Annotated in this window: 16 protein-coding genes; 9 read left to right on the forward strand and 7 right to left on the reverse strand. The window is 73.4% G+C overall.

The genetic code is table 11. The annotated features are described in order from the left end of the window. Positions 1-44 precede the first annotated feature (44 nt). Positions 45-1,694 (forward strand): DUF6056 family protein, encoded by a 1,650-nt coding sequence (locus BJF86_RS05345; protein WP_143553694.1) that lies wholly within the window; start codon positions 45-47, stop codon positions 1,692-1,694. Here BJF86_RS05345 and BJF86_RS05350 read toward each other — a convergent pair. From BJF86_RS05350 to nucS, 3 genes are read right to left on the reverse strand one after another with little or no spacing between them, the layout of a single operon-like run. After that, positions 1,654-2,040 carry a GtrA family protein gene (locus BJF86_RS05350; RefSeq protein ID WP_022924385.1) on the reverse strand — a complete coding sequence of 129 codons (387 nt, stop codon included), beginning with the start codon at positions 2,038-2,040 and terminating at the stop codon, positions 1,654-1,656. The genes BJF86_RS05345 and BJF86_RS05350 overlap by 41 nt on opposite strands. Then, positions 2,037-3,014, reverse strand: a complete 978-nt coding sequence (locus BJF86_RS05355; protein WP_075817389.1) for a glycosyltransferase family 2 protein — start codon at positions 3,012-3,014, stop codon at positions 2,037-2,039. The genes BJF86_RS05350 and BJF86_RS05355 overlap by 4 nt, the downstream gene beginning before the upstream one ends. A gap of 15 nt (positions 3,015-3,029) precedes the next feature. Next, complete coding sequence (nucS, locus tag BJF86_RS05360) at positions 3,030-3,725, reverse strand: endonuclease NucS (protein ID WP_022924383.1); 696 nt, start codon at positions 3,723-3,725, stop codon at positions 3,030-3,032. Positions 3,726-3,767: 42 nt separating this feature from the next. Between nucS and BJF86_RS05365 the strand changes: the two genes are divergently transcribed. Continuing rightward, positions 3,768-5,441, forward strand: a complete 1,674-nt coding sequence (locus BJF86_RS05365; RefSeq protein ID WP_075817236.1) for a 3-hydroxyacyl-CoA dehydrogenase family protein — start codon at positions 3,768-3,770, stop codon at positions 5,439-5,441. A 384-nt stretch (positions 5,442-5,825) separates the two neighbouring features. Here BJF86_RS05365 and BJF86_RS05370 read toward each other — a convergent pair whose 3' ends face one another. Then, positions 5,826-7,301, reverse strand: a complete 1,476-nt coding sequence (locus BJF86_RS05370; protein WP_237768088.1) for an AI-2E family transporter — start codon at positions 7,299-7,301, stop codon at positions 5,826-5,828. Positions 7,302-7,473: 172 nt separating this feature from the next. Between BJF86_RS05370 and BJF86_RS05375 the strand changes: the two genes are divergently transcribed. From BJF86_RS05375 to BJF86_RS05405, 7 genes are all read left to right on the forward strand, one after another. Beyond that, a complete protein-coding gene (locus BJF86_RS05375; RefSeq protein ID WP_075817237.1) occupies positions 7,474-8,991 on the forward strand; it encodes an amidohydrolase in 1,518 nt (505 codons plus the stop codon). Between the two features lie 77 nt (positions 8,992-9,068). Then, a complete protein-coding gene (locus tag BJF86_RS05380) occupies positions 9,069-10,301 on the forward strand; it encodes an acetyl-CoA C-acetyltransferase (protein WP_414819930.1) in 1,233 nt (410 codons plus the stop codon). Beyond that, positions 10,298-10,891, forward strand: coding sequence for a GNAT family N-acetyltransferase (locus BJF86_RS05385; protein WP_083652728.1), 594 nt, complete (start codon positions 10,298-10,300; stop codon positions 10,889-10,891). Before BJF86_RS05380 ends, BJF86_RS05385 begins: the two co-directional genes overlap by 4 nt. Positions 10,892-11,098: 207 nt before the next feature. Beyond that, positions 11,099-12,073, forward strand: a complete 975-nt coding sequence (gene pip / locus BJF86_RS05390; RefSeq protein WP_075817238.1) for a prolyl aminopeptidase — start codon at positions 11,099-11,101, stop codon at positions 12,071-12,073. A 14-nt stretch (positions 12,074-12,087) separates the two neighbouring features. Further along, entirely contained in the window at positions 12,088-12,858 is a 771-nt protein-coding gene (locus tag BJF86_RS18300; RefSeq protein WP_075817239.1) for a DUF1353 domain-containing protein, read from the forward strand. Between the two features lie 37 nt (positions 12,859-12,895). Then, entirely contained in the window at positions 12,896-13,984 is a 1,089-nt protein-coding gene (locus BJF86_RS05400) for a hypothetical protein (protein WP_075817240.1), read from the forward strand. Between the two features lie 52 nt (positions 13,985-14,036). Beyond that, the gene (locus tag BJF86_RS05405; protein ID WP_075817241.1) at positions 14,037-15,041 is read left to right on the forward strand and encodes a tetratricopeptide repeat protein; all 1,005 of its coding nucleotides are present in this window, start codon (positions 14,037-14,039) and stop codon (positions 15,039-15,041) included. Here the strand turns inward: BJF86_RS05405 and pgm are convergent. The 3 genes from pgm to treS are packed head-to-tail and all read right to left on the reverse strand — an operon-like array spanning position 15,035 to position 23,089. Then, positions 15,035-16,720 (reverse strand): phosphoglucomutase (alpha-D-glucose-1,6-bisphosphate-dependent), encoded by a 1,686-nt coding sequence (gene pgm, locus BJF86_RS05410; protein ID WP_075817242.1) that lies wholly within the window; start codon positions 16,718-16,720, stop codon positions 15,035-15,037. The genes BJF86_RS05405 and pgm overlap by 7 nt on opposite strands. 13 nt (positions 16,721-16,733) lie before the next feature. Then, positions 16,734-21,317: a 1,4-alpha-glucan branching protein GlgB gene (glgB, locus tag BJF86_RS17880; protein WP_075817243.1), complete on the reverse strand. Its 4,584-nt coding sequence runs from the start codon at positions 21,315-21,317 to the stop codon at positions 16,734-16,736. Continuing rightward, the gene (gene treS / locus BJF86_RS05420; RefSeq protein WP_075817244.1) at positions 21,317-23,089 is read right to left on the reverse strand and encodes a maltose alpha-D-glucosyltransferase; all 1,773 of its coding nucleotides are present in this window, start codon (positions 23,087-23,089) and stop codon (positions 21,317-21,319) included. The genes glgB and treS overlap by 1 nt, the downstream gene beginning before the upstream one ends. Between the last annotated feature and the right edge of the window lie 5 nt (positions 23,090-23,094).

Below are 23,094 nucleotides of genomic sequence, written 5' to 3' on the forward strand. Positions count from 1 at the left end.
AGCCACTCCGAGCCCGGGCCGGCGGCTCTGGCAGGGTGTGCGGCGTGACGACTGCTCCCGCGCGGCCCGGGGACGGGGCCACCCCGTCCCGCGTCGGCAGGGTGGCGGTCGTGGTGGCCGTGCTCGCGGCCGGCTGCGGCTGGGCGCTCGTGCTCCGCCACGGCTTCCCGCACGGCGACGACGTCCTGCACGCGATGGCCGGGCAGCAGCCGGGCGACGTGCGGACGGTGGAGGGCTGGCTGGCGTCGTGGCGCTTCGACTACTCCTGGCGCAACGGCCGCGCCGCCGACGCGGTGGCCCGTCTGATCCTGCTCGGGGGCCGCCCCGGGGCCGCCGTGATCGGGACGCTCGTCATGGTGCTCATGGGGCTGGCCACCTGGCCCTGGCTGCGGATGCCCGGCGGGTCCCGGCGCCTCGTCCCGTCCTGGGCGGCCCTCGGGCTGGCGCTGCCCTTCCTCGCCGTCCAGGCGCACTCCTGGCTGACCGGCGAGGGCCTGCTGTGGGTGTCCGGCCTGGCCAACTACGCGCTCGCGACGCTGTCCTTCCTCGTCGCCGCCGCGGCCGTCAGCGGCGCGCTGGGCGGGCGGGGCGCCTGGCTGGCACTCCCCGTGGTCCTGTATGCCCACATCGGCCACGAGGTGTCGGCCGTCGCGACCCTCGTGGTCACCCTGCTGGCGCTCGCGCTGCGCCGGCCCGGCCGTGGGCAGCGGGGCACCTGGGCCGCGGTGGTCGTCTCCCTGGCCGGCTTCGCCGTCCTGGCCACCGCCCCCGGGCTGTGGCGGCGGACCACCGAGGAGGACCTCGTGCTGCCGCTGCTGCAGGCGCTGTCGCGGACCACGCTGATGTTCGCCTCCCTCACCCTCGGCTGGTGGCTGGTCCTCGGGACCCTGGCGGTGGTCGGCGCCGTGCTCGCCGGGCGCGGCACCCGCTGGGTCGCCGTCGTGACCGGCCTGGCCGCCTGGGTCGCGCTGTGGCTCGTCCGCCGCCGGTGGCCCCGGCTCGCCGACCTCTGCGCCGACGCCGACACCGCCGTCCCGGCGACCGCCCTCGCCGTGCTCACCATCGGCGCCGCCGCGGTGCTCGTGGTGAGCGTGCTGGCCCTGACCATCCACGCGTGGGGGGCGCGGGCGGCATACCCCGTCCTGGCGCTGACCGGTGCGGCCGTGGTGGCGGCTGGCGTGCCGATCGTGGCGTCGGTGTGCGGACAGCGCGCGTTCTTCCTGCCCACCACGGCGCTGGTGCTGGCCGCCGGTTGCGCGCTGCGGCTCGTCCTCGGTGCGCTGGCGGACCGCGGGGTCCGTGGGGAGCGTGCCGCCCGCTCGCTGCTCGTGCTCGGCGTGCTCGGCGCGGTCGTCTCGGCGGGCGTCTACGTCGCGGTCACCTCCTCCCGGGCGGCCCGCAACGCCGCGGCCTACGACGCCTTCGTGACCGAGGTCGAGGCGGCGTGGTCCGCCGGCTCCGGGGAGGTCGTCGTGCCCGAGCTGCCGGAGGAGGGGTATGCCTACCGCCGCGCCTTCTACCTCGCGCGCTACGCCTGCGACCTCCGCCACTTCTACGACCTGCCCGACGGGGTCCTGCTGACCGACCCCGAGCGCCGCGAGGACCGCGCGACCACCCGGACGACCGGCTGCGAGACGACCTGGCAGCGCACCCTCAGCCGGGCGGGGCAGCGGGCTGCTCCCGACCAGCCGTGAGGACGTAGCGGGTCAGGACGAAGGTCAGCGGCACCGCGGCGATGCCCATGATCAGGGTGGCGTAGCGCTCGTCCACGCCGGCGGCCTCGACCAGCAGCACCGAGCCCACCGTCGTGAACGTCAGGTTGACCACGGTCGTGAGGGGGTAGGCGAGGAAGCGGCGCCAGGTGGGGCGCACCCCGAAGGTGAACAGGCTGTTGGCGAAGAAGGAGAAGACCACCGCCCCGGACCAGCCGAGCAGGTGCGCCGGGACATAGGGCATACCCAGCAGGAGCAGGCGGTAGAGCAGGTAGTAGACCGCCGTGTTGGCCACCCCCACCAGCACGAAGCGCAGCAGCGACCTCATCCGACCCCGCCGGTGCCGTCGTCACTGCCTCCGTCCTCGTGCCGGATGACCTCGTGGACGAGGTAGCTCGGACGGGCCTTGACCTCCTGGTAGATCCGGCCGACGTACTCGCCCATGACGCCCACGGCGAGCAGCTGGACGCCGGACAGGCCGGTGATGACCGCGATGGTCGTGATGTAGCCGGGCTGGGTGACGCCGTGCAGCAGGTAGCCGACGAGCAGCCAGACCAGGTAGGCCACGGCCGCCAGGACGGCCCAGCCGCCGAGGTGCATGAGCAGGCGCAGCGGACGGGTGTTGAAGGCCAGCGCCCCGTCGATCCCGTAGTTGAGCAGCGAGCGCAGCGTCCAGGCCGACCGGCCCTCGCCGCGCGAGACGTTGCGGTAGCTCACCGTCGCGGTGGGGAAGCCGACCCAGGAGAAGAGCCCCTTGGAGAAGCGGTTGCGCTCGGGCAGCGCGAGCAGCGCGTCGAGGAACGCCCTGCTCATGACCCGGAAGTCGCCTACGCCGTCCTGGATGCGGACGGTCTCGATCAGGCTGTTGACCAGCCGGTAGTAGAGCCGGGACAGCACCGAGCGCACGAAGGGGTCCTCGGCGCGGTCGCGGCGGGCCACGACCTGCTCGGCGTCGGTCGTCGTGAGCAGGGTGTACATCGAGGCCAGCAGCTCGGGCGGGTGTTGCAGGTCGCCGTCGAGGAGCGCGACCGCGTCCCCGGTGGCCGCCCGCAGCCCCGCGAGCATCGCGGCCTCCTTGCCGAAGTTGCGCGACAGCCGCAGCACCACGGTGGAGGGGTCGGTGTCGGCGAGCCCCCGGGCGAGGTCCAGCGTGGCGTCGGTCGAGCCGTCGTCGACGAGCACCACCTCGAGCCCTCCCTGGCCCAGGCCCAGGCCCGCGGCGACCTCGTGCAGCCGGCCGTGCAGCTCGACCAGGGTGCCCTCCTCGTTGAGGCACGGGACCACGACGGACAGGGCAGGCATGCCGCTCACGCTAGCTCAGAAGAGACGGGCCTCGGCGTCGTCCAGCCCGCGCAGCGCCTCGTAGTCGAGGGTGACGCAGCGGATGCCGCGGTCGCCCGCGAGCACCCGCGCCTGCGGCTTGATGAGCTGCGCCGCGAAGACCCCCTCGACCGGGGCCAGGTGGGGGTCCCGGTTGAGCAGCTCGAGGTAGCGGGTGAGCTGCTCGACCCCGTCGATGTCGCCGCGACGCTTGATCTCGACGGCGATCGTGGCGCCGTCGGCGTCCCGGCACAGGATGTCGACCGGCCCGATGGCCGTCGGGTACTCCCGCCGCAGCAGCGTGTAGCCGTCGCCGAGGGTGCCGATGTGCTCGGCGAGCAGCGCCTGCAGCTGGGCCTCCACGCCGTCCTTGACCAGGCCCGGGTCGATGCCCAGGTCGTGGCTGGTGTCGGAGAGCACCTCGTGGATCTTCACCCGCAGCGTGTCCTCGCGCTTGGCGTGCGAGACCTGCCAGACCTGCTCCACGCCCTGCTCGGCCTCGACCTCGTCCGGCTCGGTCGTGGCCATCGCGCACGGCGGCGCCATCCAGTTGAGCGGCTTGTAGGACCCGCCGTCGGAGTGGATGAGGACCGACCCGTCGGCCTTGACCATGAGCAGCCGGGTGGCCAGCGGCAGATGGGCCTCGAGGGCCCCGTGGTAGTCCACCGAGCACCGGGCGATGACGACGCGCACGGGCCTCACCCTAGCCTTCGGGACGCGTGACATGATCGCGGTATGCGTCAGATCACCACGGTCGGGGTCATCGGGCTGGGCACCATGGGTGCGGGCATCGTCGAGGTCTTCGCGAGAGGGGGGCTGGAGGTCGTGGGGGTGGAGACCACCGAGGAGCTCGCCCAGCGCGGGCGGGGGATCCTGCAGGCCTCGACCGACCGGGCGGTGGCCAAGGGCAGGCTCGACGAGGCCGGGCAGAGCGAGATCCTGGGGCGCGTCACGATCACCACCCGGATGGAGGACCTCGCTCCGGCCGACCTGGTCGTGGAGGCGGTGCCCGAGGTCATGGACCTCAAGCACCAGGTGTTCTCCACCCTCGACGGCATCGTCGCGCAGGACGCCGTCCTGGCCTCCAACACCTCCAGCCTGTCCATCACCGCGATCGCGGCGGGCACGGCCCACCCCGAGCGGGTCGTCGGCATGCACTTCTTCAACCCCGCGCCGGTGCTCAAGCTGGTCGAGGTCATCACGACCGTGCGCACCGAGGACTCGGTGCGGGACGGGGTGGTCGAGCTCTCCGGGCGGATCGGCAAGCGACCGGTGGTGGTCGCCGACCGCGCCGGCTTCGTCGCCAACTACCTGCTGTTCGGCTACTTCGTCTCCGCGCTGCGGATGCTGGAGCAGGGGCACGTGTCGCGCGAGGACCTCGACACCGCGATGCGGGTCGGCGCCGGCCTGCCGATGGGCCCGTGCACCCTCATGGACCTCGTCGGGCTGGACGTCTGTCACCACATCGGCGACGTCATCTATGCCCATAGCCGCAGCCCCATGCACGCGCCGAGCGCGATGCTGGAGCGGATGGTCACCGCCGGCCTGCTCGGCCGCAAGAGCGGAGCGGGCTTCTACACCTACGCCAAGCCCGGCAGCGGGCAGGTCGTGCCCGACACCGACGACGGGTCCGCGCCGGCAACAGCCGCGGTCTCGGCGGTCGGCGTGGTCGGCTCCGGGGAGATTGCCAACGAGCTGGTCTCCCGGCTGCGCGACGGAGGGTATGCCGTGACCCAGGTCTCCGACCCGCAGGACACCGAGGAGCTGCGGGGTCTGGCGGACGTCGGGGTCGTCGTCGAGGCGCACCAGATCGAGGCCGCCCGGTCGCTGGACGAGGAGGAGACCGGGTCGGCGCCCGCGCCGGTGCCGGGGCAGGAGCTCTGGGAGGTCCTGGGCGAGATCTGCGGCCCGGCGACCGTGCTGACCACCGTCAACGAGGACCTCGCCGTGGCCGTCGGCGCGCTGTCCGGGCGACCCGAGAAGGCCGCGGTGCTGCGCATCCACGCGCCGACCGGCAACGGCCAGGCGGTGGAGATCGGGCGCTCGAGCGCGACCGACGACGCCACGGTCGCCGCGCTGCGCGCCCTGGTCACCAGCATCGGTGCCGAGCCGGTCGTCTGCCGGGACCGCCCGGGCCTGGTGGTGGACGCCCTCCTCATGCCGCACCTCATGGACGCCGTCCGGATGCTCGACGAGGGCTATGCCGGCGTGGCCGACATCGACACCGCGCTGCAGCACGGGCTGGGCTACCCCGTCGGGCCGTTCGCGATGATCGACCAGATCGGGGCCGAGGAGGTCCTCACCGTGTGCGAGGAGCTCACCGAGGCTGGAGGACTGCCCCGCGAGTCGGTCGAGCCCTCCCCGCTGCTCATCGAGCACGTGCTGCTCGACCGTCCGTTCACGGGCTGAGCGTGCCCCGCTCCAACCGGCCGCGCCGCGGGGGCAGACCCCGGCGCCCGGCCGGGGCGGGTGGCGGGGGAGGTGGCCTGCCGCCGCGCCGCGGGCCGGAGGAGGTCCGCTACGCCGGGCAGGTCTGGGCGGTGCGCCAGGTCCGCCCCAACGACAGCGGCCGGAGCTACCGCTGCCCGGGCTGCCAGCAGGAGGTCGGCGCCGGCGTCGCGCATACCGTCGCCTGGCCGGTCGACGGGATGCAGCAGGCGGAGAACCGGCGGCACTGGCACACCGTCTGCTGGTCCGCCCGCGAGCGCGCCGTCCCGGCGGCTCCTTCGCCTAGGGCCAACTCCTCACCGAGCGCCGCGAATGGTTGCCCTCGGTCGGGCTGGAGGCGATGGGTCAGAGGTGCTCCTGGCGCGGGATCAGGACCTCTTCGTAGACGAGCAGCAGGCCGGCGGCGACCGGGATGGCGATGAGCGCGCCGAGCACCCCGAGCAGGGTGCCGCCGGCGAGCACCGCGACGACCGTGACCGCACCGGGCACCGACACCGTGCGCTTCATGATGCGCGGGACGATCCAGTAGTTCTCGAGCTGCTGGTAGATGACGTAGTAGACGAGCACGACGAGCGCCAGCGTCGGGGACAGGGTGAGCGCCGAGAGCGCCACGATGACCGCGCCGAGGGTGGCGCCGATGAGCGGGATGAGGCCGAGCAGACCGACCGAGACGGCCAGGATCGCGGCGTAGGGGATGCCCAGGACCTGCATCATCAGCCACGAGCAGACCGCGTTGATGGTCGCGACGGTGGCCTGGCCGAGGGCATACCCCCCGACGCGGCGCATGATCTCCTCCGCCAGCCGCACGACACCGGGGCGGCGGCTGGCAGGCACGAGGCGGTATGCCCCGTCCTTGACCGCGGGCAGCGTCGCCAGGAGGTAGAGCGTGAGGATCGCCGAGGTGAGGACACCCACCAGGCTGCCGGCGACCCAGCCGGCGGCGCCGAGGACGCCACCGAAGAGCGTGGTCCACGTGCCGCGCTCGGTGAGCAGCCGGTCCAGCTCGGTGGTGGCGCGCTCGCTCACCGCGTAGCGCGCGTCGAGCTCGACCAGCCAGGGTGAGCCGGCCAGCTCCTCGACCACCTGCGGTGCGCGTTCGACCAGGGTGACGGCCTGGGCCACCACGCCGGGGAGCAGCGTCACCGCGCTCACCGCGACCACGGTGACGAAACCCATGAAGACGACGAAGACGCTGCTCGGGCGGCTCACGCCGCGCCGGGTCAGCCCCTCGACCAGTGGGTTCAGCGCCAGCGTGAGGAAGACCGCGACGAGCAGGTAGGTGAGGACCGAGGAGAGCCGGGTGAGGTTCTGCACGAGCAGCCAGGCCAGCAGCACCCCGAGCGCCCCGGTGAAGCCGATGGAGAAGGGGGAGGCCCAGAGCATGGGCTGCCGCGAGCGCCCCGCGATCTCCTCGCCACGCCGGCCCGCTGGCCCGACGGAGGGCTCGCGCCCTGCCCGACCGCTCGCCGGGGCCGTGTCGGGGGCCGTGGCCGCAGGAGCACCGGCATGGATCTGCGCCCACAGCTCGGACTGGAGCCGGTTGCTCTCGTCGAGCAGCTCGCGCTGGCGCACCCGGAAGGCCTGCCAGCGCTGGACGGCGCGGACGCCGGCGCGGGGCGCCGCGGCCGGGTTGACCGCCCGGGCCGCCCGGCGCAACCGGGCAGCCCGTCCCTCGGGGGTGGTCTCGTCGGACTCGGTCGTCCCGTCCGGAGGCGCCTCCGTGCCCACCCCGCGAGGGCGGATGGGCTCGTCCTGCCCGCGCCGACGCGTCCTGCCCTCGCGCGTCGGGTGCGGGCGACGTGGTGCGTGCTGGGTCGTCACGAGGCGTGGGCGCGGGCGGGGACCTGGGCAGCGACCAGGGGGAGGGCCCAGTCGTCGGCCGAGGCGTGGACCGGCCTGCGGGCGTGACGAACGGGGCTCATGTGACCACCGTAGGGTGCCTGTCCGCCAGCCTCCCGCAGCCGGCCCGGTATGTCGCACTAGCATCCCCGCCATGAGCGATCTGCTGCTGCGCGACGTCCGGGTGGTCGCGATCGACGACGACGCCGCGGCCCCGACCGAGCCGGTGGACGTCCTCGTCCGCGACGGCGTGATCGCCGAGGTGGGTCCCGGCATCACCGGAGCGAAGGAGGTGCCGGTCCTGGACGGCGGGGGTCGCCACGTCGTGCCCGGGCTGTGGGACACGCACGTGCACATGGTGCAGTGGGCGCTGGGCCAGACCCGTCTCGACACCGCGGGCACGGCGAGCCCGTCGGAGGTGCTGGCGCGCGTCGTGGACCGCTTGACCTGGGGTTTCGACAGCCCCACCGGCGTGCTCGTCGGCTGGGGTCACCGGACCGGCAGGTGGCTGGAGCAGCCCACGGTCGCCGCGCTGGACGCCGTCACCGGCGAGGTCCCGGTGGCGCTCATCAGCGGGGACGGGCACCACGGCTGGCTCAACACCCCCGCGCTGCGGCTGCTCGGCGGCCCGCCGGTGGACGGGGTCGTCGCCGAGTCCGAATGGTTCCCGCTCTACGACCGGCTGCAGCGGCTGCAGGGGGCGCACGAGGAGTCGGAGTATGCCGTCACCCGCGCGATCCAGGCCGCCCACACCCTCGGGGTGGTCGGGATCGTCGACCTGGAGTTCGGTCGCCCGTGGGAGCAGTGGCGCGAGCGCACCGCCGAGGGCATGCCGCCGCTGCGCGCCCGCACCGGGGTCTACCCCGAGGGCCTGGAGGACGCCATCGCCGCCGGGCTGCGCACCGGCGCCCCCATCCGGGCCACCGACGGCCTGGTCACCATGGGCCCGCTGAAGATCATCACCGACGGCTCGCTCAACACCCGCACCGCCTGGTGCTGCGACCCGTATGCCGACGGCCACCTCCTGCGCGACCCCGCCGGGGCGGCGAACTACCCGGTGGAGGAGCTCACCGAGCTGCTGCACCGCGCGAAGGGGGCCGGTCTGGAGGCGGCGCTGCACGCCATCGGGGACGCCGCGGTGGGTGCGGTGCTCGACGCCTTCGCGGCCAGCGGCGCCGTGGGCTCGGTGGAGCACGCCCAGCTCGTGGACCCGGCCGACGTGCGCCGGTGGGCCGCCCTGCCGCAGCGGGTCGTGGCCAGCGTGCAACCGGCGCACCTGCTCGACGACCGCTCGGTCACCGAGCAGTGCTGGCCGGACCGCACCGACCGCACCTTCACCCTGCGCAGCTTCCTCGACGCCGGGATCGAGCTGACGCTGGGCTCGGACGCACCGGTGTCACCGCTCGACCCCTGGCAGGCGATGGCGGCCGCGGTGCACCGCGGGCCGGAGGACGGCGAGAGCTGGCACCCCGAGCAGGAGATCACGCCTCGGGAGGCGCTCGCGGCCTCCGTCGACGGACAGCGCGTCCGCGTGGGTGACCGGGGCGACCTGGTGCTGCTCGAGCAGGACCCGCTCCTGGCCTCCGGGACCAGCGCCGAGCGCGCGCGGCGGTTCCGCTACACGCTCGTGAGCGCGACCGTGCTCGACGGCCAGCTGGTGCACGGAGGCTGACCCGGGGTCAGCCGCGCCGCGCGGCTACAGTGGCGAGCCAGGCATACCTGTCACGCACCGCCGGAGGAGTCGCCCCCATGTCCGAGACCGCCATGTCCGAGACCAGCACGCCCGACACCACGTCCGTCCTCGTCGCCGGGGCACGCACCCCGATGGGGCGGCTGCTCGGGTCGCTCTCCGGCCTGTCCGGTGCCGAGCTCGGCGGGCACGCGATCGCCGGGGCGCTGGAGCGGGCCGGCATCGCCGGCGACCAGGTCGACTACGTGATCATGGGCCAGGTCCTGACTGCCGGCGCGGGCCAGATCCCGGCCCGTCAGGCGGCGGTGGCGGGCGGCATCCCGATGGACGTCCCCGCCCTCACGATCAACAAGGTCTGCCTGTCCGGCATCGACGCGATCGCGCTCGCCGACCAGCTGGTCCGGGCCGGTGAGGTCGAGGTCGTCGTCGCCGGCGGGCAGGAGTCGATGAGCGCGGCGCCCCACCTGCTGGAGAAGTCGCGCTCGGGCTTCAAGTACGGCGACGTGACGATGCGCGACCACATGGCCCACGACGGCCTGTGGGACGCCTTCACCGACCAGGCGATGGGCGGGCTCACTGAGGCCGCCAACAGCGCCGACGAGCAGGGCCGCTTCACCCGTGAGCAGCAGGACGCCTTCTCCGCGCGCAGCCACCAGCGGGCGGCCGCAGCCCAGGAGAAGGGGCTCTTCGACGACGAGGTGGTGCCGGTCGAGATCCCGCAGCGCAAGGGTGACCCGGTCACGGTGAGCACCGACGAGGGCATCCGGGCGGACACCACCACCGAGTCGCTGGGTCGGCTGCGGCCGGCCTTCGCCCAGGACGGCACGATCACCGCCGGCTCGGCCTCGCAGATCTCCGACGGCGCCTGCGCGGTCGTGGTGATGAGCAAGGCGAGGGCGACCGAGCTCGGTCTGGACTGGATCGCCGAGATCGGGGCGCACGGCATGGTGGCCGGGCCGGACTCGACGCTGCAGAGCCAGCCGGCGCGCGCCATCGCCGCCGCCTGCGCCAAGCAGGGCATCGAGCCGGCCGACCTGGACCTGGTGGAGATCAACGAGGCCTTCGCCGCGGTCGGCCTGGCCTCGACCGCAGAGCTCGGCCTCGACGAGGAGCGGGTCAACGTCAACGGCGGGGCGATCGCGCTGGGCCACCCGATCGGGATGTCCGGTGCCCGCATCCTGCTGCACCTCGCGCTGGAGCTGCAGCGGCGCGGCGGCGGCACCGGTGCGGCGGCGCTCTGCGGCGGCGGCGGGCAGGGTGACGCGCTCATCGTCACCGTGCCGCAGCGGTGAGCGACCCGGCCGACGACGACGGGTGCGTCCCTCAGGAGCAGGGCCGCGCCGATCAGGAGGCCAGGAGGGCCGACGCGCGGTCCGGCTCCTGGGAGATCCGCGAGCCGCGGCCGGGTGACCCGGAGTCGTTCGCGCGCCTGCACGCCCGGGTCTGGCGGGAGACCTACCGCGGCATCATGTCCGACGAGGTGGTCGACGCCCTCGACCCCGAGCAGTTCCGGCCGCTGTGGGAGCAGGTCGCCACGGCATACGCAGAGGATCGGGTCGCCGACGACGGGCGCGGCTTCCTCGTGGCCCTCGTCGCGGGCGAGCCGGCGGGCTTCTGCATGCACGGGCCGTCGCGGGACGACAACCCGCCCGTCCCGCACCAGGTCTGGTCGCTCAACGTCGTCCCCGAGCACCAGGGCACCGGCCTGGCGCAGGAGCTGCTCCGCCGCGCCCTCGGCGAGCAGGCGGCATACCTCTGGGTGGCGCAGGGCAACCACCGGGCCGTCCGCTTCTACGAGCAGCAGGGCTTCGCCCTCGACGGTGCGCAGAACCTCGACGGCCACGAGGGCGTCGTCGAGCTGCGCATGGTGCGCCCTTCCTGAGCAGAAAAGCGCACCCCACCCTCGCCTGAGCAGAGAAGCCTGCCCTCCCCGGGGCCTGAGCAGAGAAGCCTGCCCTCCCCGGGGCCTGAGCAGAGAAGCCTGCCCTCCCCGGGGCCTGAGCAGAGAAAGGTGCCCGAGGCAGGCGCTGCAACCCCTGCGTCGGGCCTGCTTCTCTGCTCAGGCGGACGCGAGCGCTACGGTCGGAGGGTGAACGAGCGACGCACCTTCTACCCCGAGATCGAGCCCTACCGGACCGAGATGCTGGACGTCGGCGACGGGCACGAGGTCTACGTCGAGGAGTCCGGCAACCCCGAGGGCAAGCCGGTGATCTTCGTCCACGGCGGACCCGGCAGCGGCACCAGCCCGAAGCAGCGCCGGGTCTTCGACCCCGCGCGCTACCGCATCGTGCTCTTCGACCAGCGGATGGCGGGCCGGTCCACGCCGCACGCCTCGACCACGGTCGACTCGGCGCTGTGGGCGACCAACACCACCGCCCACCTCGTCGCCGACATGGAGCGCATCCGGGAGCACCTGGGGGTCGACCGGTGGCAGGTCTTCGGCGGGTCCTGGGGCTCGTGCCTGTCGCTGGCGTATGCCCAGGCGCACCCGGACCGGGTCACCGAGCTGGTGCTGCGGGGCATCTTCACGCTGCGGCCGGCTGAGCTGTCGTGGATGTACGAGCGGGGCCACCTCGAGCACGTCTACCCCGACCACTGGGCCGAGTTCGTCGCCCCGGTGGCCCCGGAGCGCCGGCACGAGATGCAGCTGGCCTACCACGAGCTGCTCTTCGACCCGGATCCCGCGGTGCACGTCCCCGCGGGTCAGGCGTGGAGCGGCTGGGAGTCCCGGGTCATCTCGGTCCTGCCGGACGAGGAGGGCTACCGCAAGGCGACGGAGCCGGCGCAGGCGGTGGCCTTCGCCCGGATCGAGAACCACTACTTCGTGCACGGCGGCTTCCTGCGCGAGGGGGCGCTGCTGGACCAGGCGCACACGCTGCGGCACATCCCGACGGTCATCGTCCAGGGCCGGCTCGACATGTGCACGCCCGCTCGCACCGCCTTCGACCTCGCCGCCCGGCTCCCGCACGCCGAGCTCGAGGTGGTATCTGACGCGGGGCACGCCTTCTCTGAGCCGGGCAACCTCGACGCGCTCATCCGCGCGACGGACAGGTTCGCGACCTAGAGGAGGCAGCGGCGATGGGTGAGTTCTTCGACGTGGCGACCGGCGGCCCGCTCCGGCTCGAGCTGCGCAGCGTGGACGGGCGCGACTTCACCCTGCTGCGGTCGATCGGCTACACGACGCAGGAGTATGCCGACGCCTTCGTCGTCCCCGACGGCTTCGTCACCGACTTCGCCTCGGTCCCGCACCTGTTCACCTGGTTGGTGCCCAAGAGCGGTGACTTCCTGCCGGCGGCGGTGCTGCACGATGCGCTCGTGCGCCCCGGGAGCCACCAGGGCCCGCAGGTCGAGCGGCACGAAGCGGACCGGGTCTTCCGTGCGGCGATGGTCGCGCTGGGGACCGGGCGGGTGCGGGCCTGGCTGATGTGGGCGGCGGTGACCATCGGCACCCTGTGGGCCAGCCGCGACCTGGCCAAGCGGGTCCAGCTGATCGGCCTGGTCGGCCTCGTGGCGCTGCTCGGCACCGCGGCGACGCTCGACTTCCTCGACGTCGTCGAGGTGGTGCCTTGGATGGGGGAGCGTCCCTGGGCGGCGGAGCTGGCGATGGGTGCGCTCTTCGCCGTCCTCGTCCCCACCGTGCTGGCCGTGTCCTGGGGGCGCTACTGGTTGGCCGGCGTCATCGTCGGCGTCGCGCTCGCGCTGCTGCTGCACGTCACCGCGGCGCTGCTCGGCATCTACGGTTTCTACCTCGTGCTGGAGCGGCTGGTGAGCGGCCCCACGGACGACGACGGGGTGCGCGTGCGGGACCGGCAGGAGGCCGACGCGGAGACCTCCCTGGGAGATCGCTGATTTCCCCCGGCGTGACCGCGATGTTTACCATATCGTTATGAAGTTCTCCAGGATCACCGCCGCCGCCACGCTGAGCTCGGCCCTCGTCCTTGCCGCGTGCTCCGGCGACGACACGGCCGGCGAGCCGGCCGAGTCCGCCGACCAGGGCGCGACCGCCGCCCCCACCGACGACGCCACGACCGCCACCGACGACGCCGCCGAGAGCACCACCGTCGAGATGACCACGGAGGCGCAGGCGGGCGCGGTCTCGCTGGAGGACGCCGAGGAGGTCGCCACCGAGGTGCTCAGCCAGCGGGTCCGCGCCGACCAGGGCGACGGCGAGGACGTCGAGGAGGCCCAGGAGGCCTCGATGGCCGGCACCGCGCTGCGGGCGCACCGCGCCGCCGACCGGCTGGAGGGCGTCGAGGGCGAGCCGGCCGAGGTCGACCTCGAGGAGAACCCGGTCGAGCCCAACGTGTTGGCCATCAGCCGGGACGACGAGGAGACCCCCGCCTACCTGCTCGTGCAGACCGTGCCCGAGGAGGGTGCGCCGCGCCTGCACCTGATGACCAGCGACAGCGGTGAGACCGAGGACTTCCGGATCACCTGGGAGGCCTCGATGCTCCCGGGCACGCAGGTCCCGACCTTCGACGGTCGCGCCTCGGGCAGCCCGGTGCTGCGCGAGGGCCAGGGCGAGCTGACGATGTCGCCGCGCGACCTGCTCAAGTCGGTCGGTGCCTACACCGAGTGGCCGCAGCCGGAGGAGACCCCCGACTACCGCACCCACGGGTATGCCCCGGCCGTCCGCGACGCGGCGCAGACCCAGGCCGCCGAGCTCGACGGCCAGGCGGAGCTGCGGGAGAAGAACTGGCTCGTCTCGGACGACGTCACCACCCTGCTCTTCGAGGACGGCACCGGCTTCGTCATGGGTTCGCTGCTGCGGGACACCCAGTTCGTCGTCAACCCCGGCACCGAGCTGACCACGTCCGACGCCTTCCGCGCCTTCCAGGACACCGAGGTGCTGACCTCGCAGGCCACGTTGCGCACGTCGGTCTTCATCGCGATGCGCGCACCCTCGGAGGACGTCGAGTTCAAGCCCGAGATGATCGCCGCGACCGAGCAGCTGGTGGACGCCTCCGGCGAGTGAGCGTCCCCCGGCCGTGTCGGGTCGGGCCTCGCGCACGGCATACCCTGGGAGCATGACCGAGCAGCCCTTCTCCACCGCCGCCCTGCGCGGAGCCGTCGACCTGTCCCAGCTCTCCCCGCGCCCGGGCGCACCTTCGGGCGGCGCGGCCCCGCAGGCCGCCTCCGACGGCAGCGGGGGCGGGGTGCCGGGCCGCAGCGGCGCGCTGGTCCAGGTGACCGACGAGACCTTCGAGTCCGTCGTCAACGCCAGCCTCACGACGCCCGTGGTGCTGGTCCTGTGGAGCCCGCAGCTGCCCGAGTCGCTGACGCACCTGCGGGAGCTGGCCGAGCGCGCCCGCACGTCCGGGGGCCGCTTCCAGGTCGCCGGTGTCGACGTCGCGGGGAGCCCCGGCATCCTGCAGGCGCTGACCCCCGTGCTGCAGCAGGTCTTCGGGCAGGTCTCCTCCCTGCCGGTCGTCATGGGCCTGCTCAGCGGCCAGCCGATGCCGTTCTACCTCGGCGTGCAGCCGATGGAGCAGGTCGACCAGCTCCTCGAGAAGTTCCTCGAGGCCGCGGTGACCAACGCCGTGACGGGCCGGGTCGAGGTCGGCGACGACGAGGGTGTGCCGGGGGAGCAGCCGGACGAGGGCGAGCAGACCCCCGAGCTGCCGCCGCTGCACCAGGAGGCCTATGACGCCATCGACCGCGGCGACTGGGCCGGTGCGATCGCGGCCTACGAGAAGGCTCTCGAGCAGGACCCGGCCGACGAGCTGGCCCGTCTCGGGCTGGGGCAGGTGCGCCTGCTCGAGCGCACCTCCACTATGGACCTCACCGCGGTCCGGCAGGCCGCGGCGGAGCGACCCGACGACGTCCAGGCGCAGATCGACGCCGCCGACGTGGACCTCGTCGGCGGGCACGTCGAGGACGGCTTCGGCCGCCTCGTCGAGGCAGTGCGCCGCAGCAGCGGCGAGGACCGCGACCGTGCCCGCAACCACCTGCTCGGTCTCTTCGACGTCATCGGCAGCCAGGACGAGCGGGTCGGCAAGGCCCGCCGGGCGCTGATGAGCGCGCTCTACTGAGCCAGCGCCGCGTCCACGACCTGCTGCGCCTCCGCCTGCACCTGCGCCAGGTGCTCGGTCCCGCGGAAGCTCTCGGCGTAGATCTTGTAGACGTCCTCGGTCCCTGAGGGGCGGGCCGCGAACCAGGCGTTCTCGGTGGTCACCTTGACCCCGCCGATCGCGGCCCCGTTGCCGGGGGCCTCGGTCAGCACGGCGGTGATCGGCTCGCCGGCCAGCTCGGTGGCGCTGATGTCGTCGGCGGAGAGCTTCTTCAGCCGGTCCTTCTGCTCCCGGCCCGCGGGGGCGTCGATTCGCGCGTAGGCCGGCGTCTGCCCGCCGCCCACCTCGGTGACGAGCTCGGCATACCGCTGCGAGGGGGAGCGGCCGGTGCGGGCGATGATCTCCGAGGCGAGCAGCGCCAGGATGATGCCGTCCTTGTCGGTGGACCACACCGAGCCGTCGCGGCAGAGGAAGGAGGCGCCGGCCGACTCCTCGCCGCCGAAGGCGATGGAGCCGTCCATGAGCCCGGGGACGAACCACTTGAACCCGACCGGGACCTCGGTGAGCTCGCGTCCCCGCGCCTGCGCGACCCGGTCGATCATCGAGGAGCTGACCAGCGTCTTGCCGATCGCGGTGCCCTGCGGCCAGTCCGGCCGGGCGCCGCCGTAGAGGTAGTCGATGGCGACCGCGAGGTAGTGGTTGGGGTTGAGCAGGCCGCCGTCGGGGGTGACGACCCCGTGCCGGTCGGCGTCGGCGTCGTTGCCGGTGGCGACGTCGTAGCTGCCACCGCCCTCGCCGGACATGATGTCGACGAGCGAGGCCATCGCGTCGGGGGAGGAGCAGTCCATCCGGATTCTGCCGTCCCAGTCCAGGGTCATGAACGACCAGGTGGGGTCGACGTCCGGGTTGACCACGGTGAGGTCGAGCCCGTGCGCGTCGGCGATCGCCTGCCAGTAGGCCACGGCCGCCCCGCCGAGCGGGTCGGCGCCGATGCGCACGCCCGCCTCCCGGATGGCCTCCACGTCGACGACCCGGGGCAGGGCGCGGACGTACTCACCCATGAAGTCGTAGACCTGCACCGCGGCCAGGGCCTCCTCGGCGGGCACCCGCCGGACCTCGGCCAGCCCGCCGCGGAGCAGGTCGTTGGCGCGGTCGGCGATCCAGCCGGTGGCGTCGGTGTCGGCCGGCCCCCCGTGCGGCGGGTTGTACTTGAAGCCGCCGTCCCGGGGCGGGTTGTGGGAGGGCGTGACGACGATGCCGTCGGCCTCGGGTCGCGGCGTCTCGCCCTCCGACCCGGCCTCCAGGTTGTGCGCGATGATCGCCCGCGAGACCGCCGGGGTGGGGGTGAACTCGTCCTCGGAGCCCTCGGTCCACACGTCCACGCCGTTCGCGACCAGCACCTCGAGCGCGCTGCGCCAGGCGGGGACCGACAGCGCGTGGGTGTCCTTGCCGAGGAAGAGCGGGCCCTCGGTGCCCTGCTCCGCCCGGTAGTCGCAGATCGCCTGGGTGGTCGCCAGGATGTGCTGCTCGTTGAACGTGCCGTCCAGCGCGCTGCCCCGGTGCCCCGAGGTCCCGAAGGCGACCTGCTGGTCGATGTCGTCGGGGTCGGGGACGATCTCGGTGTATGCCCGCAGCAGGGCCGCCACGTCGATCAGGTCCTGCGCGGTCGCCCTGGTGCCGGCGCGGTCGTGTCGTGCCATGGCGCTCTCCCTCTCAGTCGTTCCCGGTGTCTGCTCCTGGCGCAGGCGCGCCGTCCTCCCGGCGCCGCACGCCGAAGCGTGAGAAGTCGGTCTGGTCCGCCCCCGTGTCGCCCTCGCCGTCGTCCAGCGTCGCGACCGTGGTGCGCTCCTCGTGGTCGATCGGCTGGCCACCCTCGGTGACGAAGGGGTGGTCCGCGGGCAGCTCGTCGTGCGCCAGCTCCTCGGTCGAGCCGTCACCCAGCTCGCCGGTGCCGGCGTCGGTCGCCGTGGCCGGTCGCCCGTCGCTCCCGGTCGCCTCGGCCTCGTCCGAGGCCTCCGCCTCGTCGCCCGCACCTGCTGCCACGCGCTGCTGCTCGTCCCGCTCCGCTTGCTCCTCCTCGGTCAGCGGGTCGGGCACCAGCCAGACGGCGCCCAGCGGCGGCACGGTGACCAGCGCGGAGAAGGGCTGGCCCTGGTGGCCGTGGTCGACCGCCTCGACCGCGCCCAGGTTGCCCTGGCCGGAGCCGCCGTAGACCTCGGCGTCGGTGTTGAGGACCTCGCGCCACCGGCCGCCGTAGGGCAGCCCGACGTGCACCTGGTGGTGCGGGATCCCGCTGAAGTTGACGACGACCGCGACGACCGACCGCAGCCCGTCCTCGCCCTCGTTGCCCCAGCGCAGGTAGGAGTACAGGTTGCGACCGGCGTCGTTGGCGTCCAGCCAGCTGAAGCCGTGCTCGTGGTGGTCGATCTGCCACAGCGCCGGCAGCTCGGCATACAGCCGGTTGAGGTCGCGGACCAGCGCCTGGACCCCCGCGTGCTCGGGCTGCTCGGTGAGCTCCCAGCTCAGCGAGCCACCGTCGGCCCACTCCCGGGCCTGGGCGAACTCCGAGCCCATGAAGAGCAGCTGCTTGCCCGGGTGGCTCCACTGGTAGGCGAGGAAGGCTCGGGTGGTGGCGAACTTCTGCCACGCGTCACCGGACATCTTGCGGACCAGCGAGCCCTTGCCGTGCACGACCTCGTCGTGGCTGATCGGCAGGATGTACTTCTCCCCGAAGGCGTAGACGAGCGAGAAGGTCAGCGCGTGGTGCTGGTGCGCCCGGGTGAACGGGGAGGCACCGAGGTAGCCGAGCGTGTCGTGCATCCAGCCCATGTTCCACTTGAAGCCGAAGCCGAGCCCGCCCTCGTCGGTCGGGGCGGTCACGCCGGGCCAGGAGGTGCTCTCCTCGGCGATCATCACCACCCCGGGGGAGCGCCGGTATGCCGTCGCGTTGGCCTCCTGCAGCAGCGCCACGGCCTCGAGGTTCTCCCGGCCCCCGTGCCGGTTCGGGAGCCACTGGCCCTCGTCTCGGGAGTAGTCCAGGTAGAGCATCGAGGCGACGCCGTCGACCCGGAGGCCGTCGGCGTGGAACTCCTCCAGCCAGTAGGTCGCGTTGGCGACGAGGAAGTTGCGCACCTCGGGCCGGCCGAAGTCGAAGATGTAGGAGCCCCACTCCGGGTGCCAGCCCTTGCGCGGGTCCGGGTGCTCGTAGATCGGGGTGCCGTCGAAGCGCGCCAGCGCCCACGGGTCGGTGGCGAAGTGCCCCGGGACCCAGTCGAGGATGACCCCGACCCCGGCCTGGTGCAGCCGGTCGACGAGGTAGCGCAGCCCGTCCTCGTGGCCGAACCGGCTGTCCGCGGCGTAGTAGCCGGTGACGTGGTAGCCCCACGAGCCGCCGTAGGGGTGCTGCATGACCGGCATGAGCTCGACGTGGGTGAAGCCCATCTCGGCGACGTAGGGCACCAGCTGGTCGGCGATCTCGGTGTAGCCCAGGCCCTGCCGCCAGCTGCCGAGGTGCACCTCGTAGACGCTCATCGGGCCGTGGTGGATGTCACCCGCGGCGCGGGCCGCCATCCACTCGCCGTCGCCCCAGCGGTGGGTGCTCACCGTGACGACCGAGTTGGTGAAGGGCGGGACCTCGCTGGCCCGCGCCATCGGGTCGGCCTTGGCGCGGCGCACGCCGTCCGGGCCGGTGATGTCGTACTTGTAGTGCGCACCCTCGCGCACCCCGGGCACGAAGAGCTCCCAGACGCCGACGTCGTCGTGCGCGCGCAGCGCGTGGGTGGCGCCGTTCCAGCCGTTGAAGTCGCCGACGACGTGCACCGCCTCGGCGTGCGGCGCCCACACGGCGAAGCGGGTGCCGGTGACCTCGCCGAGCTCGTCGCGCACCGTCATGACGTGCGAGCCTAGGGCCCGCCACAGCTCCTCGTGGCGACCCTCGCCGATGAGGTGCAGGTCGGTCTGCCCGAGGCTGGGCCCGTGCCGGTATGCCTCGTCGACGACGTGCGCGCCGGTGTCCGTGGACACCTTGAGCCGGTAGGCGGGGACGCTCTCGCGGTCCAGGACAGCGACCCAGATGCCCCCGGTCTCGTGGGTCATGGTCACCGTCGCGCCGCCCGGGAGCAGCACCTCGACGCCAGTGGCCTCCGGCTGGAGCGTCCGGACGGTCACGTGACCCTCGAAGGCGTGCGCGCCCAGCAGCGCCTGCGGGGTGCGGTGCAGCCCGTCCACCACGTCGGCCGCCTCGTCCAGGTCCAGCGGACGCGTGTGCGGCGCCGCCGGGCCGGCAGGCTCGTCCAGCGGCCGGCGGTCACCCGGCCGGGAGGTGACGACCCGCTCGGACCCGCTCGCCTCGTCCCAGGCCGCGGCACGCAGCACCTCCGGGTCCCCCTGGGGCTCGCCGGACCAGCCGCTGGCCGAGCGGCCGGGGCGCGGGGCGAGCTCGACCTCCTCGCCGGTGCGTCGCCCGGGGGGCAGCGCGCCGACCTGCATGTCCTCGGGCGGCGGCACCGGGGCGTGCGGGTAACCGCCGCTCGCGCCCCGGCCGGAGGCCGACACCGGGGCGGAGCCGCTGGCCGCGCGCCGGTCACCGGTCGGCGGGTGGGAGAGCGGACCGTCGTGCCGCTCGACCTCGATGAGCGAGGCGCCGTAGTCGTCGCCGGTGCCGTCCGGCTCGGAGCGGACATCCTGTGCGTCCGACTCGGGTCGGGCAGAGGGGGTTTCCGGCCCGGACGTGGCCTCGTCGGTGACACCCGAGGTGGGGGCGGGGGGTGTGTCGCTCGTGCTCACGGAGGTCTCCTTCGTCGCACCGTCGGCGGGGACGGTGGCGGTGCCTGCTGCAGCTGCGCCGGCGGTCGCGTCGGTGGTGGGGGCTGCCGCGGCCGCCGCAGCCGCGGGTGAGGCGGGCACGGTGGGGGCACCGCGGTGGCGCCCGTCCGCGGCCGGCTCGCCGAGGAGCCGGCGCACCGCAGCGACCGGGATGGCGACCCAGTCGGGCCGGTTCTGCGCCTCGTAGCTGACCTCGTAGAGCGCCTTGTCGAGCTCCAGCGCGGCCAGCAGCGCAGGGAGCTCCTCGCGGCGGTCCTCCCCGGAACCGGTGGCGTAGCCGTCGAGGAAGGACTCGCGGGCGGCGGTGGCCCACGAGCCGCGGTCCCCCGCCCCCGAGGCGGCGGCGGAGGCGGCGGCGTAGTCGAAGGAGCGCAGCATGCCCGCCACGTCGCGCAGCGCGAGGTCGGGCTCGGTGCGCTCGGCGAGCGGGCGCAGCGGCTCGCCCTCGAAGTCCAGCAGCACCCAGCCGCGGTCGGGGGCGTCGAGCACCTGACCGAGGTGGTAGTCGCCGTGGATCCGCTGCAGGTCGGGCAGGTCGGAGGACTCCAGCTCGGCATACACCTTGAGCACCGGCTCCCGGTAGGCCGAGAGCTCCGGCGCGTCCCGGAAGGCCTGCTCGGCGCGGGTCCGCATCTGCGCGACCAGGGTGGAGCGGCGGTCCGCGGCGGGCCGGGTGCCGAAGGCGTCCCGCAGCACCGCGTGCACGGCGGCCGTGGCGGCGCCCAGCGAGCGGGCACTCTCGGTGAAGTCCCGGTCCGCCCCGGCGGCGACGAGCGCGCGCCGCCAGGCGTCCTCGGTGCCGGGCAGGAACTCCTGGGCGAAGGCGAGGTGGCCGTGCGCCTCGCCGCCGCCGGGAGCGACCCAGCGACCCTCGATCGAGCCGACCGGGTCGGGCACCTGTCGCGACCCGCCACGGCTCACCGCGGTCTGGACGGACACGTCCGGGTTGTCCCCCTCGGCGAGCACCCGGAACAGCTTGATGATGACCGGCAGGTCCTCGCCGTGCATGTCGACGATGATCGAGGTGTTGGACTGCTCGCCGGTGAGCACCCGGGAGCTCGCCAGCGCCGGGACGGGACCCTCCGGCGCGAGGCGTCGCGCGTGCGCGGCGGGGACCTCGTGCTCGGCATACATCTCGCGCAGCAGCACGTCGGCGAAGACCGGGTCGTGGGTCGCGTCGTAGATGTAGCGCGTCCCGAGCTCGCTGTGCTCGGCCGTCGCGACGAGCGCGTGCTCGAGGAAGGGCACCGTCTCGGCGCGGTAGGTGAGGGGCACCTGGTAGACGACGGGCTCGGGGCCGGACTCGTCGACGAGGAGGTGGTCGTCGATGCCCACCTCGCCGAACGGGTCCTGCCAGCGGATGCTCGACACGCGCCGCAGCGCCGGCGCACCGGCGCGCTTGCCGCGGTACCACCGCTGCCGGGCCACCCAGGCGGGCAGGAAGTCCTCGAACGTCGGCGTCAGCGTGGCCATCAGGTCCCCTCCGGGGTAGACGTCTCGGGCGTGGCAGCAGCGGCTGCCGGTGCCGGGGGTGCCGGCGGGCGCAGCCCCAGCCAGAAGAAGCCGCGCGACCCCAGCGTGAGGGTGATCGTGCCGTCCACGGCGACGTCGGGGAAGTTCAGCCCCCCGAAGAGGTCACGGACGTCGGAGCCCCGGAGCCGCTCGGGCAGCGTGATCGTCGTGGCCTGCGGCCGCGAGGAGAGGTTGTTGACGCAGAGCACCGCCGGGTGGCCCTCGCGCTCCTCGTCGTCGGCGTCCTCGCTCTCCGGCAGGGCCCGCGCGAAGGCGAGGACGGCGTCGTTGTCCGCCTCGCAGGGCAGGTAGTCGCCGGTGCCGAAGACCTCGTGCGCGGCGCGGACCTGGAGCATGCCCCGGGTCCAGTGCAGCAGCGAGGAGCCGCTGGCCATCTGGGCCTCGACGTTGACCCCGTTGTGGTGGTAGACGAGCGAGCTGATGACCGGGAGGTAGAGCTTGCCGGGGTCGGCGGTGGAGAAACCGGCGTTGCGGTCCGGGGTCCACTGCATCGGCGTGCGCACCGCGTCACGGTCCTCGAGCCAGATGTTGTCCCCCATGCCGATCTCGTCGCCGTAGTAGAGGCAGGGCGACCCGGGCAGCGAGAGCAGGAGCGCGTTGATGAGCTCGATCTCCTCGCGGGAGTTGTCGAGCAGCGGCGCCAGCCGACGCCGGATGCCGACGTTGGCGCGCATCCGCGGGTCGGGGGCGTACCAGCCGTACATCGCCGAGCGCTCCTCCCCGGAGACCATCTCCAGGGTCAGCTCGTCGTGGTTGCGCAGGAAGGTGCCCCACTGGGTGCCGGCGGGGATCGCGGGGGTCTCCTCCATCACCCGGATGACGGGCTCGGCCTTCTCCTCGCGCAGTGAGTAGTAGAGCCGCGGCATCACCGGGAAGTGGAAGCACATGTGGCACTCCGGCGCCTCGGGCGTGCCGTAGTAGTCCACGACCTCGGCCGGCATCTGGTTGGCCTCCGCGAGCAGCACCCGGCCGGGGTACTCCTCGTCCACCATGGCCCGCAGCGCGGCGAGGAACTCGTGGGTGCGGGGGAGGTTCTCGCAGTTGGTGCCCTCCTCCTCGAAGAGGTAGGGCACGGCGTCGAGCCGGAAGCCGTCGATCCCCAGGTCCATCCAGAAGCGCACGACGTCGAACATCGCCTCGCGCACGGCCTCGTTCTCGAAGTTGAGGTCGGGCTGGTGGGAGAAGAAGCGGTGCCAGAAGAACTGGCGCCGCACCGGGTCGAAGGTCCAGTTGGAGGTCTCGGTGTCGACGAAGATGATCCGGGCGTCGGCATACGCCTCGTCGGTGTCGGACCAGACGTAGAAGTCGCCGTAGGGTCCCTCGGGGTCGGACCGGCTGGCCTGGAACCAGGGGTGCTGGTCAGAGGTGTGGTTCATCACCAGGTCGGTGATGATCCGGATGCCGCGGGCGTGCGCCTGGCTGATGAGCTCGCGGAAGTCGGGCAGGGTGCCGAACTCGGGCAGGACCGCGGTGTAGTCCGCCACGTCGTAGCCGCCGTCCCGCAGCGGCGAGGCGTAGAACGGCGGGATCCACAGGCAGTCGACCCCCAGCCACTGCAGGTAGTCCAGCCGGTTCATCAGCCCGCTGAAGTCGCCGGAGCCGGAGCCGGTCGAGTCGTCGAAGGCCCGCACGAGGACCTCGTAGAAGACCGCCTTGCGGAACCAGTCCGGGTCGTTCCGCAGCCCCGGCTGGTGCAGGTTCAGCCCGCGCATCGTGC

Origin of the sequence: Serinicoccus sp. CNJ-927, assembly GCF_001942435.1 — a bacterium.
In the GTDB taxonomy this organism is placed as follows: Bacteria; Actinomycetota; Actinomycetes; order Actinomycetales; family Dermatophilaceae; genus Ornithinicoccus; species Ornithinicoccus marinus.

What these genes read in the sequence shown, in the direction of transcription:
- BJF86_RS05365 (WP_075817236.1), top strand. Translation starts at nt 3,768, where the DNA reads ATGCGTCAGATCACCACGGTCGGGGTCATCGGGCTGGGCACCATGGGT.
- glgB (WP_075817243.1), bottom strand. Translation starts at nt 21,317, where the DNA reads ATGGCCACGCTGACGCCGACGTTCGAGGACTTCCTGCCCGCCTGGGTG.
- BJF86_RS05375 (WP_075817237.1), top strand. Translation starts at nt 7,474, where the DNA reads ATGAGCGATCTGCTGCTGCGCGACGTCCGGGTGGTCGCGATCGACGAC.
- treS (WP_075817244.1), bottom strand. Translation starts at nt 23,089, where the DNA reads ATGCGCGGGCTGAACCTGCACCAGCCGGGGCTGCGGAACGACCCGGAC.
- BJF86_RS18300 (WP_075817239.1), top strand. Translation starts at nt 12,088, where the DNA reads ATGGGTGAGTTCTTCGACGTGGCGACCGGCGGCCCGCTCCGGCTCGAG.
- BJF86_RS05355 (WP_075817389.1), bottom strand. Translation starts at nt 3,014, where the DNA reads ATGCCTGCCCTGTCCGTCGTGGTCCCGTGCCTCAACGAGGAGGGCACC.
- BJF86_RS05350 (WP_022924385.1), bottom strand. Translation starts at nt 2,040, where the DNA reads ATGAGGTCGCTGCTGCGCTTCGTGCTGGTGGGGGTGGCCAACACGGCG.
- BJF86_RS05405 (WP_075817241.1), top strand. Translation starts at nt 14,037, where the DNA reads ATGACCGAGCAGCCCTTCTCCACCGCCGCCCTGCGCGGAGCCGTCGAC.
- BJF86_RS05380 (WP_414819930.1), top strand. Translation starts at nt 9,069, where the DNA reads ATGTCCGAGACCGCCATGTCCGAGACCAGCACGCCCGACACCACGTCC.
- pgm (WP_075817242.1), bottom strand. Translation starts at nt 16,720, where the DNA reads ATGGCACGACACGACCGCGCCGGCACCAGGGCGACCGCGCAGGACCTG.
- BJF86_RS05400 (WP_075817240.1), top strand. Translation starts at nt 12,896, where the DNA reads ATGAAGTTCTCCAGGATCACCGCCGCCGCCACGCTGAGCTCGGCCCTC.